17 protein-coding genes are annotated in these 16,321 nt (G+C 67.0%); 9 read left to right on the plus strand and 8 right to left on the minus strand.

Going from position 1 to position 16,321, the window contains the following annotated elements; all coding sequences use genetic code 11:
- Positions 1-50: 50 nt before the first annotated feature.
- The 7 genes from lptF to P1K30_RS03765 all read left to right on the plus strand — a co-directional run bounded on the left by lptF (position 51) and on the right by P1K30_RS03765 (position 8,169).
- Positions 51-1,193 (plus strand): LPS export ABC transporter permease LptF, encoded by a 1,143-nt coding sequence (lptF, locus tag P1K30_RS03735; RefSeq protein WP_275631320.1) that lies wholly within the window; start codon positions 51-53, stop codon positions 1,191-1,193.
- Positions 1,190-2,287: an LPS export ABC transporter permease LptG gene (lptG, locus tag P1K30_RS03740; protein ID WP_275631321.1), complete on the plus strand. Its 1,098-nt coding sequence runs from the start codon at positions 1,190-1,192 to the stop codon at positions 2,285-2,287. Before lptF ends, lptG begins: the two co-directional genes overlap by 4 nt.
- On the plus strand, positions 2,287-4,485 hold the full coding sequence (locus P1K30_RS03745; RefSeq protein WP_275631322.1) for an LPS-assembly protein LptD: 2,199 nt from the start codon (positions 2,287-2,289) through the stop codon (positions 4,483-4,485). Before lptG ends, P1K30_RS03745 begins: the two co-directional genes overlap by 1 nt.
- A gap of 66 nt (positions 4,486-4,551) precedes the next feature.
- Positions 4,552-5,784, plus strand: a complete 1,233-nt coding sequence (locus tag P1K30_RS03750) for a peptidylprolyl isomerase (RefSeq protein WP_275631323.1) — start codon at positions 4,552-4,554, stop codon at positions 5,782-5,784.
- Entirely contained in the window at positions 5,781-6,761 is a 981-nt protein-coding gene (gene pdxA, locus P1K30_RS03755) for a 4-hydroxythreonine-4-phosphate dehydrogenase PdxA (RefSeq protein ID WP_275631324.1), read from the plus strand. The genes P1K30_RS03750 and pdxA overlap by 4 nt, the downstream gene beginning before the upstream one ends.
- The gene (gene rsmA, locus P1K30_RS03760) at positions 6,758-7,600 is read left to right on the plus strand and encodes a 16S rRNA (adenine(1518)-N(6)/adenine(1519)-N(6))-dimethyltransferase RsmA (RefSeq protein WP_275631325.1); all 843 of its coding nucleotides are present in this window, start codon (positions 6,758-6,760) and stop codon (positions 7,598-7,600) included. Before pdxA ends, rsmA begins: the two co-directional genes overlap by 4 nt.
- Positions 7,597-8,169 carry a histidine phosphatase family protein gene (locus P1K30_RS03765; RefSeq protein ID WP_275631326.1) on the plus strand — a complete coding sequence of 191 codons (573 nt, stop codon included), beginning with the start codon at positions 7,597-7,599 and terminating at the stop codon, positions 8,167-8,169. Before rsmA ends, P1K30_RS03765 begins: the two co-directional genes overlap by 4 nt.
- Before the next feature lie 48 nt (positions 8,170-8,217).
- Here the strand turns inward: P1K30_RS03765 and P1K30_RS03770 are convergent, their stop codons facing one another.
- The 3 genes from P1K30_RS03770 to prfA form a co-directional block, all read right to left on the minus strand.
- Positions 8,218-8,898 (minus strand): DUF4167 domain-containing protein, encoded by a 681-nt coding sequence (locus P1K30_RS03770; protein WP_275631327.1) that lies wholly within the window; start codon positions 8,896-8,898, stop codon positions 8,218-8,220.
- 219 nt (positions 8,899-9,117) lie between these two features.
- A complete protein-coding gene (gene prmC / locus P1K30_RS03775; RefSeq protein ID WP_379561110.1) occupies positions 9,118-9,969 on the minus strand; it encodes a peptide chain release factor N(5)-glutamine methyltransferase in 852 nt (283 codons plus the stop codon).
- Positions 9,966-11,015 carry a peptide chain release factor 1 gene (prfA, locus tag P1K30_RS03780; RefSeq protein WP_275631328.1) on the minus strand — a complete coding sequence of 350 codons (1,050 nt, stop codon included), beginning with the start codon at positions 11,013-11,015 and terminating at the stop codon, positions 9,966-9,968. Before prfA ends, prmC begins: the two co-directional genes overlap by 4 nt.
- An 83-nt stretch (positions 11,016-11,098) precedes the next feature.
- Here prfA and P1K30_RS03785 point away from each other — a divergent pair, with 83 nt between their 5' ends.
- Positions 11,099-11,380 carry a hypothetical protein gene (locus P1K30_RS03785; RefSeq protein ID WP_275631329.1) on the plus strand — a complete coding sequence of 94 codons (282 nt, stop codon included), beginning with the start codon at positions 11,099-11,101 and terminating at the stop codon, positions 11,378-11,380.
- Here the strand turns inward: P1K30_RS03785 and P1K30_RS03790 are convergent.
- The 3 genes from P1K30_RS03790 to P1K30_RS03800 are packed head-to-tail and all read right to left on the minus strand — an operon-like array spanning position 11,339 to position 13,978.
- A complete protein-coding gene (locus tag P1K30_RS03790) occupies positions 11,339-11,782 on the minus strand; it encodes a DUF1499 domain-containing protein (protein ID WP_275631330.1) in 444 nt (147 codons plus the stop codon). The two genes, P1K30_RS03785 and P1K30_RS03790, sit on opposite strands and share 42 nt — an antisense overlap.
- A gap of 54 nt (positions 11,783-11,836) precedes the next feature.
- Positions 11,837-12,799, minus strand: a complete 963-nt coding sequence (speB, locus tag P1K30_RS03795) for an agmatinase (protein WP_275631331.1) — start codon at positions 12,797-12,799, stop codon at positions 11,837-11,839.
- Positions 12,800-12,802: 3 nt separating this feature from the next.
- Positions 12,803-13,978 (minus strand): M20 aminoacylase family protein, encoded by a 1,176-nt coding sequence (locus P1K30_RS03800; protein ID WP_275631332.1) that lies wholly within the window; start codon positions 13,976-13,978, stop codon positions 12,803-12,805.
- A gap of 66 nt (positions 13,979-14,044) precedes the next feature.
- Here P1K30_RS03800 and mazG point away from each other — a divergent pair, with 66 nt between their 5' ends.
- Positions 14,045-14,866, plus strand: coding sequence for a nucleoside triphosphate pyrophosphohydrolase (mazG, locus tag P1K30_RS03805; RefSeq protein ID WP_275631333.1), 822 nt, complete (start codon positions 14,045-14,047; stop codon positions 14,864-14,866).
- Between the two features lie 15 nt (positions 14,867-14,881).
- Here the strand turns inward: mazG and P1K30_RS03810 are convergent, their stop codons facing one another.
- Together P1K30_RS03810 and P1K30_RS03815 are read right to left on the minus strand one after the other, a co-directional pair.
- Positions 14,882-15,790 (minus strand): DMT family transporter, encoded by a 909-nt coding sequence (locus P1K30_RS03810; RefSeq protein WP_275631334.1) that lies wholly within the window; start codon positions 15,788-15,790, stop codon positions 14,882-14,884.
- Complete coding sequence (locus P1K30_RS03815) at positions 15,787-16,203, minus strand: Fur family transcriptional regulator (RefSeq protein ID WP_275631335.1); 417 nt, start codon at positions 16,201-16,203, stop codon at positions 15,787-15,789. The genes P1K30_RS03810 and P1K30_RS03815 overlap by 4 nt, the downstream gene beginning before the upstream one ends.
- Between the last annotated feature and the right edge of the window lie 118 nt (positions 16,204-16,321).

The raw sequence follows: 16,321 nt of genomic DNA on the forward strand, positions 1-16,321 counted from the left end.
ATTAAGATGCCCGGAAAAACCCAAACAGGGCAGTACGGCGGTCGGAACGGTTGGCACGATTTGACAGATATATCCTGTCGCAGCTTTTGATGCTGTTCGGCTTCTTCGCGCTGGTTCTGGTGCTTGTGTACTGGGTGAACCGCGCGGTTGTGCTGTTCGACCAGCTGATCGCCAACGGCCAGTCCGCCAGCGTTTTTTTCGAGTTCACCGCCCTGTCGCTGCCGAACGTGATCCGCATCGTCCTGCCGATCGCGGTCTTCGCGGCCTCTGTCTATGTGGCGAACCGGCTGTCGTCGGAAAGCGAACTTGTCGTGGTTCAGGCCACCGGGTTTTCGCCCTATCGCATGATGCGGCCGGTTCTTGCCTATGGGCTGATCGTCGGCGTGCTGCTGTCGGTGCTGACCCACCTGCTGGTGCCGCTGTCGATCACGCGGCTGGAACAGCGGCAGGCCGAGATTTCCGAGAATATCACCGCGCGCCTTCTCAGCGAGGGGCAGTTCCTGCATCCCACTGACGGGATCACCTTCTACATCCGCGAGATCACGGTCGACGGCGAATTGCGCGACGTCTTCCTGTCTGACCGCAGCGGCGGGCGGGAACACGTCACTTACACCGCCAGCCGGGCGCTGCTGCTGCGGTCCGACACCGGCCCCAAGCTGGTGATGTTCGACGGCATGGCACAGGCGCTGAACGTGGAAAGCGGGCGGCTTGCGACCACCAGCTTTACGGACCTGTCCTATGACATCGGCAGTTTCATCGGGGCGCTGACGCCGGGCGAGCGCGGCATCAAGGAACTGAGCACGCTGGAACTTCTGAACCCGACCCCCGCGCTGGAGGCCGAGACCCGGCGCTCGGCGGGACAGATGATCTATGAGGGGCATGGCCGGATATCGCAGGCGCTGCTGGCCGTCGCTGCCGCGCTGGTCGGCTTCGCGGCGATGCTGGTCGGCAACTTCTCGCGCTTCGGGCGCTGGCGGCAGATCCTTGGCGCGGTGATCGCGATCGTGGTGGTCAAGATCATCGACAACACCTTCGCGGACATGGCGCGCGGCGACCCGTCGCTGTGGCCGCTGACCTATGGCGCGGCGCTGATCGGCTTTACCCTGACCTTTGCGCTGTTGTGGATCAGCGCCCGGCCCGGCCTGTTTATCCGCCGCGACCGGGCGGCGGAAACCACCGGAGTCGCGGCATGATCCTGCATTTCTACATCGCGCGCCGCTTCCTGACGTCGTTCATGCTGGTGCTGGGCGTATTCATCGGGCTGTATTTCCTGATCGACATGGTCGAACAGGTGCGCCAGTTCGAGGCGGGCTCGGTCGGCTTCGTTCAGATCGTCCAGCTGACCCTGCTGAACATGCCCGCGGGCCTGTACACAATTCTGCCGCTGATCGTGATCCTCGCGACGCTGACCCTGTTCCTGTCGCTGGCCCGCAGTTCCGAGATGGTCATCACCCGCGCCTCGGGCCGGTCGGCGATCCGCAGCCTGCTGGCGCCTGTCACGGTCGCCCTGCTGATCGGCGCCGTCGCGGTCGCCGTGTTCAACCCGATCGTCGCCTCGACCCAGAAGCAGTACGAGATCCTCGCCGGTCGGCTATCGGGCGACGATGCCTCGGTGCTGTCGGTCAGCCAAGAAGGGCTGTGGCTGCGTCAGGGCGGCCCCGAGGGCCAGACCGTAATCCACGCCGACCGCGCCAACCTTGAAGGCACTGTTCTCTTCGGCGTGACATTCCTTGGCTTCGACCGGGACGGCCTGCCCCGGCAGCGGATCGAGGCCGCCAGCGCCGCGCTGACGCCCGGATCGTGGAACGTCACCGAGGCGAAGGTCTGGGACCTTGTCGACAGCGACAACCCGGAACGCGATGCCGAAACGCACGAGACCATGACGATCCGGTCCGACCTGACGTCAGAGCAGATACAGGACAGCTTCGGCACCCCGGCCAGCGTGCCGATCTGGGAATTGCCGGGCTATATCAGCCAGCTTGAACGCGCCGGGTTCTCGGCCCGCAGCCATCGGGTCTGGCTTCAGATGGAACTGGCGCTGCCGGTCATGCTGGCGGCGATGGTGCTGGTGGCCGCCGGGTTCACCATGCGGCACACGCGGTTCGGGCGCACCGGGCTGATGGTGCTGCTGTCGATCGGGCTGGGCTTCGCGATTTACTTCCTGCGGAATTTCGCGCAAATCCTCGGGAACAGCGGTCAGCTGCCCGTCGGTCTTGCGGCCTGGACGGTTCCGGTGGCCGCGGTGATCCTGTCGATGGGCATCCTGCTGAACCTGGAGGACGGATGATGCGCCGCAACTTCCGCCGCCTCGGACGCCCGATTGCCGGCCTTCTGCTGGCCGGATGGTTCATGGTCCAGCCGTTGCAGACCGCTCAGGCGCAAATGGCGACGCTAATCGCGGACAATGTCTCGTTCAACGGAGCGGACACCGTGCAGGCGTCGGGCAATGTCGAGATCTTCTTCGAGGGGCAGCGCCTGCTGGCCGAGCGGCTGGTCTACGACGAAACCGCCGACGAGTTGCAGATCTTCGGCCCGATCACCCTGATCGAATCCAGCGGACAGGTGGTGACCGCCACTTTCGCGGAATTGTCGGGCGATCTGAAGGACGGCATCATGCGCGGCGCGCGCGTGGTGCTGGAAGAGCAGATGCAGGTCGCCGCGGCCGAGCTGGAACGGGTCGAGGGACGCTATACCCAGCTGTACAAGGCTGTCGCCTCGTCCTGTCAGGTCTGCGCGTCGAACCCCGTCCCGCTGTGGCAGATCCGCGCCGAGCGTGTGGTCCACGACCAGGAAGAACGCCAGCTGTACTTCGACAACGCCACCTTCGAGGTCGCGGGCATCCCCGTTCTGTGGCTGCCCCGGATGCGCCTGCCCGACCCGACGCTGCGCCGCGCGACTGGCTTCCTGATCCCCACGCTGCGGCAGAACTCGCAGCTTGGGTTCGGGGTGCGCGTGCCTTATTTCGTGACGCTGGGCGACCACGCCGACCTGACCTTCGCGCCCTTCGTGTCCGAGGCGACGAAAACCGTCGAAGCGCGGTTCCGCCGGGCCTTCCGCTGGGGCGACATCGTCCTGAACGGCGCGGTGTCGCGCGACGACATCTTGCAGGACGAAACGCGCGCCTACCTGTTCGGTCGCGGACGCGCCAACCTGCCGGGCGACTTCACGCTGCGGTTCGATATCGAGCTGGTGTCGGACAACGCCTATCTGGAAACCTACGACTATTCCGACGCGGACCGCCTGTCGAACGGGGTCGAGATCACCCGAACCCGCCGCAACGAATACATCTCGGCCGGGATCGAGACGCTGCGCACCCTGCGCGACAGCGAGGTCCCGATCGAGGAAACGCTGGCCACCAACCTGATCCGAGGCACCTATATCCGCCGCCTGCCGCGCGTGCTGGGCGGACAGGCGACGCTGGCCTTCGACGTGCAGGGCTACGAACGAGAGGCCGAAAGCGTGTCCGCCGATCTGGAAGCGGCCTGTACCGATGCCGGGCTGACGGACGCGGAATGCCTGTCGCGCGACGTGCTGCGCAGCACGGTCCAGTTGGGCTGGTTCCGCGACTGGCTGCTGCCCAACGGGATGATCGCCCGCGCCGATCTTGGCGTGGCAAGCGACTTCTACATCGTCGGGCAGGACGACGGGTACGACAACCGCCTGTACCGCCTGACCCCCGCCGCCGCCGCCGAGCTGCGCTGGCCGATGGGCCGCACCGCCGCCAATGGCGGTCGTGACATCGTGCAGCCGGTGGTGCAGCTGGCATGGTCGGAAAGCTACGGCGACGCGGTCCCGGTCGAGGACAGCTCGCTTGTGGAATTCGACGAGGGCAACCTGCTGGCGCTTAGCCGCTTTCCCGGCCACGACGCCCGCGAGACCGGGCTGCGCGCCACGGTGGGCTTCGCGTGGACCCATTTCACCCCGACGGGCCGCGAATACGCCCTGTCGATGGGCCGTGTGTTCCGCACCGAGGATCCAGGCGTCTTCGGCGGCGCCTCGGGGCTGGAAGGCGCCACCTCGGACTGGCTGGTCGCCTCGCGGGTCGAAATCTCGGACCGGCTGAGCCTGACCAACAGGTCGCTGTTCGACGACACGCTGGATTTCACCAAGTCGGAATCGCGGCTGGTCTGGTTCGGGCGCAAGGTGACTGCCACGACCTCGTACATCTGGGTCGAGGCCGCCGCGTCCGAGGGCCGGACCGACGACGTGTCCGAATGGACAATGGCGCTTGGCTATGAATTCGACCGCCACTGGACCGGGAATCTGGGCTACAGCTATGATTTCGTATCCAACAGCCCCGCCGAGGCGAACGTCGGGCTGGCCTATCGGAACGAGTGCGTTTCGGTGGCGCTTTCCCTCTCGCGTAAGTTCACGTCCTCGACTAATGTGGAGCCCGCAACGGATGTGGGGCTGACCGTGGCGCTTGCCGGCTTCGGCCAGGACGGGCGCCCCTACGCCCGCACCTGTACCGAAGTGAAGGGCTGACGCGGCCTGTCCCGCCGCGCGGAAGGCCCCCCGAAAGACAGAGCAGACGGAAGACCGACCATGCCGATGCCCCGCCTCCTGACCGTGACGCTGATCGCGGTCACATGCCTGCTGAGCCTGCTGGGTGCGCCCGCCGCGCAAGCGCAGAACCCCTTCGCGCCGATCGTGAAGGTGAACGACCGCGTCGTCACCGTGTACGAGCTGAACCAGCGCACCCGGTTCTACGAGATCCTGCGCGCCCCCGGCGATCCGGCGGAACAGGCCTATGAGACGCTGATCAACGAACGCCTGCAACTGGACGCCGCCGAACGCCTTGGCGTCACCGCCAGCCAGGAACAGCTTGAGGCCGGGGTCAGCGAGTTCGCCGCCCGGGCAAACCTGTCGGCGGAAGAGTTCCTGAACGCGATGGCGCAGGAAGGTGTCGACAGCGAGACCGTTTACGACTTTGTCCGCGCCGGTGTGCTTTGGCGCGGCGTGGTGCGGGCGCAGTTCGGCCCGCAGGCGCAGGTGACAGAGGCCGAGATCGACCGCGCCGTCGCGACGGCGGGCACGGGCGGCACCTCTGGCGTGCGCGTCCTGCTGTCCGAGATCTTCCTGCCCGCCAACACCCCCGAGGCCGAGGCCGCCGCGATGCGCCGCGCCTCTGAAATCTCGCGGATCACCACGATCGGCGGCTTTGCCGCAGCCGCGCGACAGTATTCGGCTGCGCCGTCGCGTGACGTCGGCGGTCGGCAGGACTGGATGCCGCTGTCGCAGCTTCCCGCCCCGCTGCGGTCGCAGATCCTTGGGCTGGCACCCGGGCAAGTGACCGCGCCGATCCCGGTGCCCAACGCCATCGCCCTGTTCCAGCTGCGTGCGATCGAGGAAACCGGCGCGCCGACCGAAGCGCCCGCCGCGATCGAGTTCGCGCGCTACTTCATCCCTGGCGGCCGGACCGAGTCGACGCTGGCCGAAGCCCGCCGGATCGAGAACGAAGTGGACACCTGTGACGACCTGTACGGCATCGCCAAGGGCCAGCCGCCCGAGCGCCTGCTGCGCGACACCCTGCCGGTCGAACAGATCGCCGGTGACGTCGCCATCGAACTGGCCAAGCTGGACCGTGGCGAAGTCTCGACCGCGCTGACCACGGCGGACGGTCAGGCACTGGTCTTCCTGATGCTGTGCAGCCGCACGTCGTCGGCGGTGGAGGAAATCGACCGCGACCAGATCCGCGAGCAGCTGATCAACCAGCGTCTTGCGTCCTACGCCGACGGGTACATGTCCCAACTGCGCGCCGACGCCTACATCGTCGAACAATGACCGCCCCCGTCGCCCTGACGGTGGGCGAACCGGCCGGGATCGGACCCGAGATCGCTATTGCCGCATGGCAGGCGCTGCGGACCGGGGACGAACCGTTCTTCTGGATCGGCGACCCGGCGCACCTGCCGCAGGGCGCGCCGGTGGCCGTGATCGCCGACCCGTCCGACGCCGCAAGCGTTTTCGCCACCGCGATGCCGGTGCTGCCGCACCCGTTCGATGGCCCCGTGACCCCCGGCACCCCGAACCCGGCCCACGCGCAGGGCGTCATTGACGTGATCGCGCGGGCGGTGGATCTGGCCCGGTCCGGCGCGGCGGCAGCGGTCTGCACCAGCCCGATCCACAAGAAGGCGCTGATCGACGGGGCGGGCTTCGCCTATCCCGGCCACACGGAATACCTTGCCGCGCTGGCCGGGGTGAAGCGTGTTGTGATGATGCTCGCCTCTGACCAGCTACGGGTGGTGCCCACGACGATCCACATCGCCATTGCGGACGTGCCCAAGGCGCTGACCGCCGAGTTGCTGGAAGACACCCTGCGGATCACCTACGCCGGCTTGCGGCGGGATTTCGGTCTGGACGCGCCGCGCATCGCGGTGGCCGGGCTGAATCCCCACGCTGGTGAAGGCGGCGCGATGGGGTTCGAGGACGCCACCCTGATCGCCCCGGTGCTGGAGAAGCTGAAGGCCGAGGGGCTGACCCTGACCGGCCCGCACCCCGCCGACACGCTGTTCCACGCCGCCGCCCGCGCCCGCTATGACGCCTGCGTGGCGATGTACCACGATCAGGCGCTGATCCCGATCAAGACGCTGGACTTCGACCGGGGCGTGAACGTCACGCTTGGCCTGCCGTTCATCCGCACCTCGCCCGATCACGGGACCGCGTTCGACATCGCCGGTCAGGGCATCGCCAACCCCACCAGCCTGATCGAGGCGCTGCGCATGGCGCATCGCATGTCGGCGGCACGGGCGGCCACGACATGAGCGCCATCGACAGCCTGCCGCCCCTGCGCGAGGTCATCAACACGCATGACCTGCGCGCCAAGAAGTCGCTGGGCCAGAACTTTCTGCTGGACCTGAACCTGACCGCCAAGATCGCCCGCACGGCGGGCGACCTGTCGGATTGCGACGTGCTGGAAATCGGTCCCGGACCCGGCGGCTTGACCCGTGGCCTTCTGGCCTCGGGCGCGCGCCGCGTGCTGGCGGTGGAAAAGGACGCCCGTTGCCTGCCCGCGCTGGCCGAGATCGCCGAGGCCTATCCGGGCCGGCTTCAGGTAATCGAGGGCGACGCGCTGAAGGTCGACCCGCTGGACCATCTGACGCCGCCGATCCGCGTTGCGGCCAACCTGCCCTATAACGTGGGTACGGAACTTCTGGTCCGCTGGCTGACTCCGCCAGAGTGGCCGCCCTATTGGCAAAGCCTGACGCTGATGTTCCAGAAGGAAGTCGCCCAGCGGATCGTGGCGCAGCCCGGGTCGAAAGCCTATGGGCGGCTGGCCGTGCTGTCCCAGTGGCGCTGTGATGCGCGGATCGCGATGGAACTGCCGCCCGAGGCGTTCACCCCGCCGCCAAAGATCCGGTCGGCGGTGGTTCACCTGACCGCCCTGCCCGAGCCCCGCTTTCCTGCGGACGCCGACGTGCTGCAACGGGTCACCGCCGCCGCGTTCAACCAGCGGCGCAAGATGCTGCGCGCCAGCCTGAAAGGTCTGACACCGGACATCGAAGACCGCCTGCTTGCCGCCGGGATCGAACCCACCGAGCGCGCCGAACAGGTCGGGCTCGACCGTTTCTGCGCACTGGCCCGCGCCGTAGCTGCCCGATGACAGAGGTCCTGTTCGTCACCCACGCCGACGTGCGCATTGATCCGGCGGTGGACGTGACCGAATGGGGCCTGACCGAACGCGGCGCGGACCGGCACGCCCGCCATGCGCGGGCGTTGGACACGGGGCATGACGCAATCTGGTGCAGCTCCGAGCGTAAAGCCATCGACGCCGCCGAGATCTATGCCGATGTTCTGGGGTTACCCATCCAACAGGACCCGGCGCTGGGGGAAAACGACCGATCCGCCACCGGCTTCATGCCGAAAGACCAGTTCGAGGCCGCGGCTGACGCCTTCTTCGCGCGGCCGGACGAAAGCTTTCGAGGCTGGGAAACCGCGCGGGCTGCGCAAACGCGGATCGTGGGGGCTGTCGAGCGGGTCAGCGCCACGGGCGCCAAATGCCCGCTGATCGTCGCGCATGGCGGCGTCGGCGCGCTGCTGCTGTGTCATGTGCTGGGCGAAACCATCGACCGCGTCCGGGACCAGCCCGGGGGCGCAGGCGGCAACGCCTTTCGCTTCACCTTACCGGAAAAGCGCCTGTTGCACGGGTGGCGCGACATCGCGCCCGACTGAGATACCGACTGGCGGCTTTAGGCCGCCGCAGCGCGTCGCAGGACGGCCTTACTCGGCCGCCGTCGCGTCGGAAGACGTCTCTCCGCTGCCGTCCTCGGTCGCTTCGCTTGCCTTCGGCTTGCGGGCACGAGGCTTGCGGGCGGGTTTCGGCTCGGGCTTGCTTTCCGGCGTCTCGACAAGACCGCTGTCGCCGTCGTTGCCGAAATCGATCACGTCGCCATTGTCCGCATCCGACGGCTTCGCAGCCTCGGCCTCGGGCGCCGGTTTCGACCGCGAACGGCTACGCGACGGTTTCTGCTGCGGCTGCGGCTGTTCCGCCTGCGGTTGCTGCTGATCACGGCCGGAAGCGGACTGACCGTTGTCGTCGCCCTGCGGCTGCTGGTCGTTGCGGTTGTTGTTACTATTATTGTTATTGCTGTTGTTATTATTGTTGTTTTGCTGCCGGTCGCGCTGCTGCTGGTCCTGCTGCTCGCGCTTCTGGTCCTGCTCGCGCTGCGCCTCTGCCAGCATCCGGGTGTAGTGCTCGGCGTGCTGCTGAAAGTTCTCGGTGGCCACACGGTCACCGGAAAGTTGCGCATCGCGGGCAAGCTGGTTGTACTTGTCGATGATCTGCTGCGGCGTGCCGCGCACCTTGCCTTCGGGGCCCGAGCTGTCGAACACCCGGTTGACGATGTTGCCAACGGACCTGTTGCGCTGCTTGTTGCGCGAGCGTGACTTGGACGATCTCATACTGTCTCTATTTCCAGCCTGATTGTTCTGGCTCTGCCTGGCCGCGCCGCGCCTTTCGCGGTGGGTCTTTCCCAAGGGCCTGACGATTTTTTAGGCTTGTCGGCGAGGGGGAGCCTTAATGGCGTCCCACCGCCCGCTTGGTTCCCGAGTAAGCACGGGATTCCACGTATGACAAGCCAAAAGTCGCAAGATCCGGTAAATGTCGGCCGGATTCCGCACCTATGTGGCGTCCTGACCCTTGCTGTGGGCCGATACGACACGGTGCCTGCCATCAAGATCGGTCCCGATCGACACTCCGTCAAGGCCCGCGGCCTCGAATATTTCGGCGACGGCGGGTCCCTGAGACGCCCCGATCTCCACCAGAAGCCGCCCGCCGGGCGTTAGAAACAAGGGCGCAGAGGCGGCAATGGTGCGATAGGCCGACAGCCCGTCGCCGTGGTCCGTCAACGCGCCCTCCGGGTCGTGGTCGCGGACTTCCGGGGCCAGATTCGGCATTTCGTCCAAGGCGATATAGGGCGGGTTGGACACGATCAGGTCGAAGGTGCCGTCGACATTCGCAAACCAGTCGCTGACGCGCAGATCCAGCCGTTCCGCCACACCGTGGGCGGCGGCGTTGCGCGCCGCCACTGCCAGCGCGGGCGTTGAGACGTCGGTTGCCACGCCCTGCGCGCCGGGCCGTTCGGCCAGCAGCGTGACCGCGATACATCCGGTGCCGGTGCCAAGATCCAGCAGTTTCGTGAACGGGCGCTCTAGCGCCAGCGCGATCAGCGTCTCGGTCTCGGGGCGCGGGTCCAGCGTGTCTGCGGTGACCTCGAACCACCGATCCCAGAACAACCGCCGGCCCAGTATCTTCGCAACGGGTTTGCGTGAAGATCGCTGCGCAAGCATCTGGCGAAAGGTCTTTTCCTGCGCCTCGGGCACATCCGACGAAAGCTCTAGCGACAGCCGGTCGCGCGGAATGCCCATCGCCCCGGCCAGCAGGGCCCGCACGTCGCGTTCGGGCGTGTCGATACGCGCATCGCGCAGCCGCGCGATGCCGTCGGCCAGCAGGTCGCGTGCCGTGGGGCTCACGCCTCCATCTCGGCCAGCTTCGCGGCCTGATCGTCGGCGATCAGCGCATCGACCGTCTCGTCCAGATCGCCCTGCATCACCTGATCCAGCTTGTACAGCGTCAGGCCGATCCGGTGGTCGGTCATCCGGCCCTGCGGGAAGTTGTAGGTGCGGATGCGTTCCGAACGGTCGCCCGACCCCACCTGGCTTTTGCGGTCGCTGGCGCGTTCGCTGTCGATCCGCTGGCGTTCGGCGTCGAACAGCCGCGCGCGCAGCACGTTCATCGCGATCTCGCGGTTGCGGTGCTGGGACTTCTCGGAACTGGTGACGACGATCCCGGTGGGAATGTGGGTGATCCGCACCGCGGAATCGGTGGTGTTCACGTGCTGCCCACCCGCGCCCGATGCGCGCATCGTGTCGATGCGGATGTCGCCGGGATCGATCCGGATATCGACGTCCTGCGCCTCGGGCAGCACCGCCACCGTGGCGGCCGAGGTATGGATACGCCCGCCCGATTCCGTGGCCGGAACCCGCTGGACCCGGTGCACTCCGCTTTCGTATTTCAGCCGGGCGAAGACGCCCTGCCCCTGAATGTTGGCCACCAGTTCCTTGATGCCGCCCAGCTCGGTTTCCTGCAGTTCGATGATCTCGAACCGCCAACCCTTGTCCTCGGCGTACCGCTGGTACATCCGCAGCAAGTCGCCCGCGAACAGCGCGGCTTCCTCGCCGCCGGTGCCGGGGCGGATTTCAAGGATGGCGGGCCGTTCGTCGGCGCTGTCCTTCGGCAACAGCGCCACGCGCAGCGCCTGCTCGACCTCGGGCAGCCGTGCGCGAAGCTCGGGAAGCTCGTCCTCGGCCAAGGCCTTCATCTCGGGATCGGCCAGCATCTCTTCGGCTTCGGAGATGTCATCCAAAAGCTGGCGATAGTCGGCGATCTGCTCGACCACCGGCTTCAACTCGGCATATTCGCGCCCAAGCGCGGCGATGTCGCCCGACCCCGCGGACATGCGCGCCTCGACATACTCGAAACGCTCCCGGATCTGGGCCAGTTTTTCCATAGGAACCATGTCAGGCATGTCGCCGAAAGCCGCGTGCGCGTCAAGATACGCCGCATCTCGCCAGATGGCACGCGATGGGTTACCGTAGGGTCATGTATCGCGCACTCGCCCTGCTACTTCTGGCGCCGGGTCTGGCCACGGCGCAGGACGCCTTCCGCGGTTACGAGCCGCTGCCGGGGGTCGAATACTATTGCACCGACGACCACGGCGCGCGGAAGGAACTGGGCGATGTCATCTGCATCACCGCAGGCTGCGATACGTGGATGGCGCGGTGCGACATGTCGCTGAACAACCCGACATGGCGGCGCATACAGGACGGCTGCCCCGGAGTGTCACTGTATGACCGCATCAAGACGATGCAGCCACCGGTCTAGCCGCTTGCGGTTCACGCCCATGTCGCCCCGCCCGAAGCGCAGGCGGGAATAAACCGCCAGCCGGGCGCCGTCGCCCTCGGGTACGGCGGTAACGGTGATGTAGTCCGGGAACCCCCAGACCAGCGACCGCGCGACATAGGTGATCTGCCCATCCTCGACACTGCCGGCCAGCCGGTCGGTGCGCGGTTCCTCGCGGGCGACCCGGTCGAACGCGGCCAGAAGCGAGGCTGGAGGCAACGCGTAAAGCTTGCTGTCGTCCGGCAACAGTCGCACACCGCCGTCGCCGGGGTCCGGCGCCTTCAGCGGGTCAACGTGCCAGACGTCAGGGTCGCTGGGCGCAAGCCGGACATAGGCCATGGCCGCGGCCAGCAGCAGGACGATAAGGGCAAGGGTTGCTTTCATGGGGATCAGGGTAGCTTTCCGCCCCGTAGAGGCAAGCGCCCCGCGCCTTTGACGTCAGCCCCGACGCGTCCAGCCCCACAGGCACAGGATCTCGGTCGCGACATGCGCCCCGGCCACCGCCGTGATGCCTGCCGGATCGAAGGGGGGCGAAACCTCGACCACATCGCCGCCAACAAGGTTCACCCCCGCGATGCCCCGCAGGATCGCCGCCGCCTGCGCGCTGGACAGACCGCCCCAAACCGGCGTGCCGGTGCCCGGCGCGAACGCCGGATCAAGACAGTCGATGTCGAAGGACAGATACACCTTCGCGTCGCCCACCACGTCCAGCACCTGTGCGGCCACCGCCGCCGGGCCCGCACGATGCACCTCTGGCGCGTCGATCACGGTGATGCCCAAGGTGTCGGGGTTGTCGGTGCGGATGCCGATCTGAACCGAGCGGTCCACGTCGATCAACCCTTCCTTCACCGCCTTGTAGAACCCGGTGCCGTGATCGAACCGTGCCGGTTCGTAATCCGCCCACGTGTCGGTGTGGGCGTCGAACTGCACCAGCGCCAGCGGCCCGTGGCGTTTCACATGAGCGCGCAGGATCGGCAGCGAGATCGAGTGGTCGCCGCCCAGCGTCACCATCGCAGCGCCCTGCGACAGGATCGTCTCGGCGTGCGCCTCGATCACCTGCGGGATGGTGGCCGGGGCGGCATAGTCGAACGGCATGTCGCCATAGTCCGCGATGGCGAACTCTTCCATGATGTCGAAGCCCCAGCCATAGGGCGCGTCGGGCGACTGCAGGGCGCTCGCCTCGCGGATCGCGCGCGGGCCCAGCCGCGTGCCGGGCCGGTTGGTCACCGCCTGATCGAAGGGAATCCCCGTCACGGCGACGTCGACCCCGGTCAGGTCCTTGGAATACTTGCGTCGCAGGAAGGATGGCGCGCCGGAAAAGGTGTTCTCGAACGAATGCCCCCGGAATCCTTCAGCGGTCACCGCGCGGTCGGCGTGCGTCTTTGCGTCTTCAAGTCCCATCGGTCACTCCACCGGTTGCGCGCGCTCGACAAGCCGCGCGAAGAACGAGGCGCCGACCGGCGCGATCTCGTCATTGAAATCGAATTTCGGGTGATGAACCAGCGGTCCCTCCCCCTGCCCAAGGAACAAGTACGACCCCGGCCGGGCTTCCAGCATGAACGAGAAGTCCTCGGCCCCCATCTCGGCCGCGGCGTCCGTGTCCACCGCCGCCTCGCCGACGACCTCGGCGGCGACACCGGCGGCAAAGGCGGTCTCGTCGGCGGTGTTGATCGTCGGCGGATAGCCTTCGATCAGCTTCAGGTCGGCGGTCACGCCATAGCCCCCCGCGATCCCGGCCAGTTGGTCGCGGAACCGCGCCACCGTGCCCTGCCGCACCTCTGGGTCAAAGCTGCGGATGGTGCCCGCGAAGGTTGCCACCTCGGGGATCACGTTGTGGGCGCTGCCCGCGTGGATCTGGGTGATCGAGATGACAAGGCTTTTCATCGGGTCGGTGTTGCGGGTGACGATAGTCTGGGCCGCCTGCACCATCGCGGCCACCGCCGGGATCGGGTCGACCGCTTCCTGGGGCATCGCCGCATGGCCGCCTCGGCCCGTGACCGTCACGACGAAATCGTCCACCGCCGCCATCAGCGGCCCCGGCGTGGTGTGGAAGGTGTTCAGCGGGTAATGCGGCGCGCAGTGCAGGGCAAAGACCTGCCCGATGCCGAACCGGTCCATCACGCCTTCGTCCACCATCGCGCCGCCGCCGCCGCCCTGTTCCTCGGCCGGCTGAAAGATCAGCGCCACGCGGCCCCGGAAATTCCGCGTCTCGGCAAGGTACTTGGCGGCGCCCAGCAGCATCGTGGTGTGGCCGTCATGGCCGCAAGCGTGCATCGCGCCGGGCACTTCGGACGCATAGTCCAGCCCGGTTTCCTCGGACATCGGCAGCGCATCCATGTCGGCGCGCAGGCCGATGACGGGCCCACCGTCACCGGTGTTCCCCTGCCCTTTGATGATCGCGACGACGCCACTGGTCGCTATGCCTTCGTGGATCTCGTCCACGCCGAAGGCTTTCAGTTTCTCGGCGACAAAGGCCGCGGTGCCATGGCAGGCGAACTCTAGCTCGGGATGACGGTGCAGCCAGCGGCGCCACTCTTTCATTTCTTCGGCGAAGTCGCCAATGCGATTGACGATGGCCATGTGGACTCTCCCGTCTCGGCTATCGGATAACGGCGGCGACGATTCCAGAAATACGCGGGGGCGACAATGGCGAAAGACAGCGACACGCTGGTGCACGATCCGAATGGCGGCCTGCCCCGCCTGCTTGAGATCATGCGCCGCCTGCGCGATCCCGAAACGGGATGCCCGTGGGACATCGAACAGGACTTCGCCACCATCGCCCCCTACACCATCGAGGAAGCCTACGAGGTCGCGGACGCGATCGAGCGCGAGGCGTGGGGCGAGCTGAAGGGCGAACTGGGCGACCTGCTGTTCCAGTCGGTGTTTCACGCGCAGATGGCGTCGGAGCGCGGGCTGTTCGACTTCCACGAGGTCGCGGACACCATGTCGGACAAGATGGTCGCACGTCACCCGCATGTGTTCGGCAGCCAGACCGGCATCGACAGCCCCGAGGCGCAGACCGAGAACTGGGAAACCGTGAAGGCCGCCGAGCGCGCCGCGAAGGGCGCCAAGGGTGTGCTGGATGACGTCGCCATCGGTCTGCCGGCGCTGCTGCGGGCGCTGAAGCTGCAAAAGCGCGCCGCGCGGGTGGGCTTCGACTGGCCCGACATCGGTCAGGTTCTCGACAAGCTGACCGAAGAGGCCCACGAACTGGCCGAGGCGCGAGAGACGCTGACGCAGGCCGAGGTCGAGGAAGAGATGGGCGACTTCCTGTTCGTCGCCGCCAACCTTGCCCGGCACCTCGACGTCGACCCCGAGGCGGCGCTGCGGGCCGCCAACGCCAAGTTCACCCGGCGCTTCGCCCGGATCGAGGCGCGGCTGGCCGAACAGGGCAAGCGCCCCGAGGAGTCGACGCTGGAAGAGATGGACGCCCTATGGGACGCCGCGAAGGCCGAGGAAAAAGGCTGACGCCCTGCCGGTCCGCTAGCGCCGCTGCGCCAGCTTGCGTTCGCGCAGGAAGGTGTACAGCCCCGCCGCAAGGATGATCGCCGATCCGACATAGGTCAGCGTGTCTGGCTGTTCCGCGAAAACAAGGATGCCCAGCCCGGTGGTAAAGACCAGCCGGGCATATCGGAACGGCGCGACCACCGCGACCGGCGCCGCGCGCATCGCCGAGGTCAGCGCGTAATAGCCCGTGGTCGTCACCACGACCGCCCCCGCGACATGCACAAGACCGATGCCGCTGACCACCGGCGTTTCCCCCATCAGGACCATCGTCAGGATGCCGAAGGGAATGGTCGCGGCGAAGCCCCATGTCGACAGGGTGATCGACGGCACCTCGGGCGGGCACAGCCGGGTGTAAAGGTCGCGAAACGCCAGCGCGACCACCGCGATCAGCACGAAGATCACCGAGGGCGCAAAGGATGCCGACCACGGCCGCACCACCAAAAGCATGCCGCCCAGCCCGACCAGCACGGCGGCCCAGCGGCGCGGGCCGACGGGTTCCTTCAGGATCAGCGCGGCGCCCACGGTCACGATCAGCGGCGTGGTTTGCAGCAGCGCCGCCACCAGCGACAGCGGCGCATAGGTCAGGCCGATCACCAGCCCGAAGGCGGCCACGATCTCGAACACGTTGCGGCGCATTACCGTGGGGTGCCAGAACCGCCGGTCCCAGACCCGCGCGCGCTGCATCCGCGCCATCAGAAGGAAGAACGCGGTGCCGCCCAGCGACAGCAGAAACATCACCTGTCCCGGCGGCTGGCTGCCCCCGGCAAGCTTGATGAACATGTCCGACACGGCCAGCAGCGCCATCGCAAGCACCATAAGGCCAATGCCGCGAGTCGAACCGGACGTTTCAAAGCCCGGGGCATCCGGGCGGGATTGTATGCTCATTGACGGGGCTTCTTCGGAACGCCGTACAGTTCCAGCCGGTGACCCCGCAACTCAAAGCCCAGCTTCTCGGCGATCTTCGCCTGCAACGCCTCGATCTCGGGATCGCAGAACTCGATCACTTCGCCGGAATGGATGTCGATCAGGTGATCGTGGTGATCGCGGTCCGCGTCTTCATAGCGGGCGCGACCGTCGCCGAATTCCAGCTTCTCGACGATGCCCGCCTCTTCGAACAGCTTCACCGTGCGGTACACGGTGGCCAACGAGATTCGCGGGTCCGCCGCGCTGGCGCGGGTGTACAGCGCCTCAACGTCGGGGTGGTCGTCGGAGTCCTGAAGCACCTGCGCGATCACCCGGCGCTGGCCGGTCATGCGCAGGCCCTTGGCCTCGCAGCGTTGCAGGATGGTGTCGGTCACGTCATGCTCCTCGTGCCGGCTCGTCTTAGGCGAAGTGCGGCGCGGGCGCCATCCGAGCGCACATAATTTTCCGCGAAAAGTCGCGACCCGCCGGATGGCGGCAACGGGATCGCGCCGC

Origin of the sequence: Psychromarinibacter halotolerans (assembly GCF_029168315.1) — a bacterium.
Taxonomy (GTDB): Bacteria; Pseudomonadota; Alphaproteobacteria; order Rhodobacterales; family Rhodobacteraceae; genus Psychromarinibacter; species Psychromarinibacter halotolerans.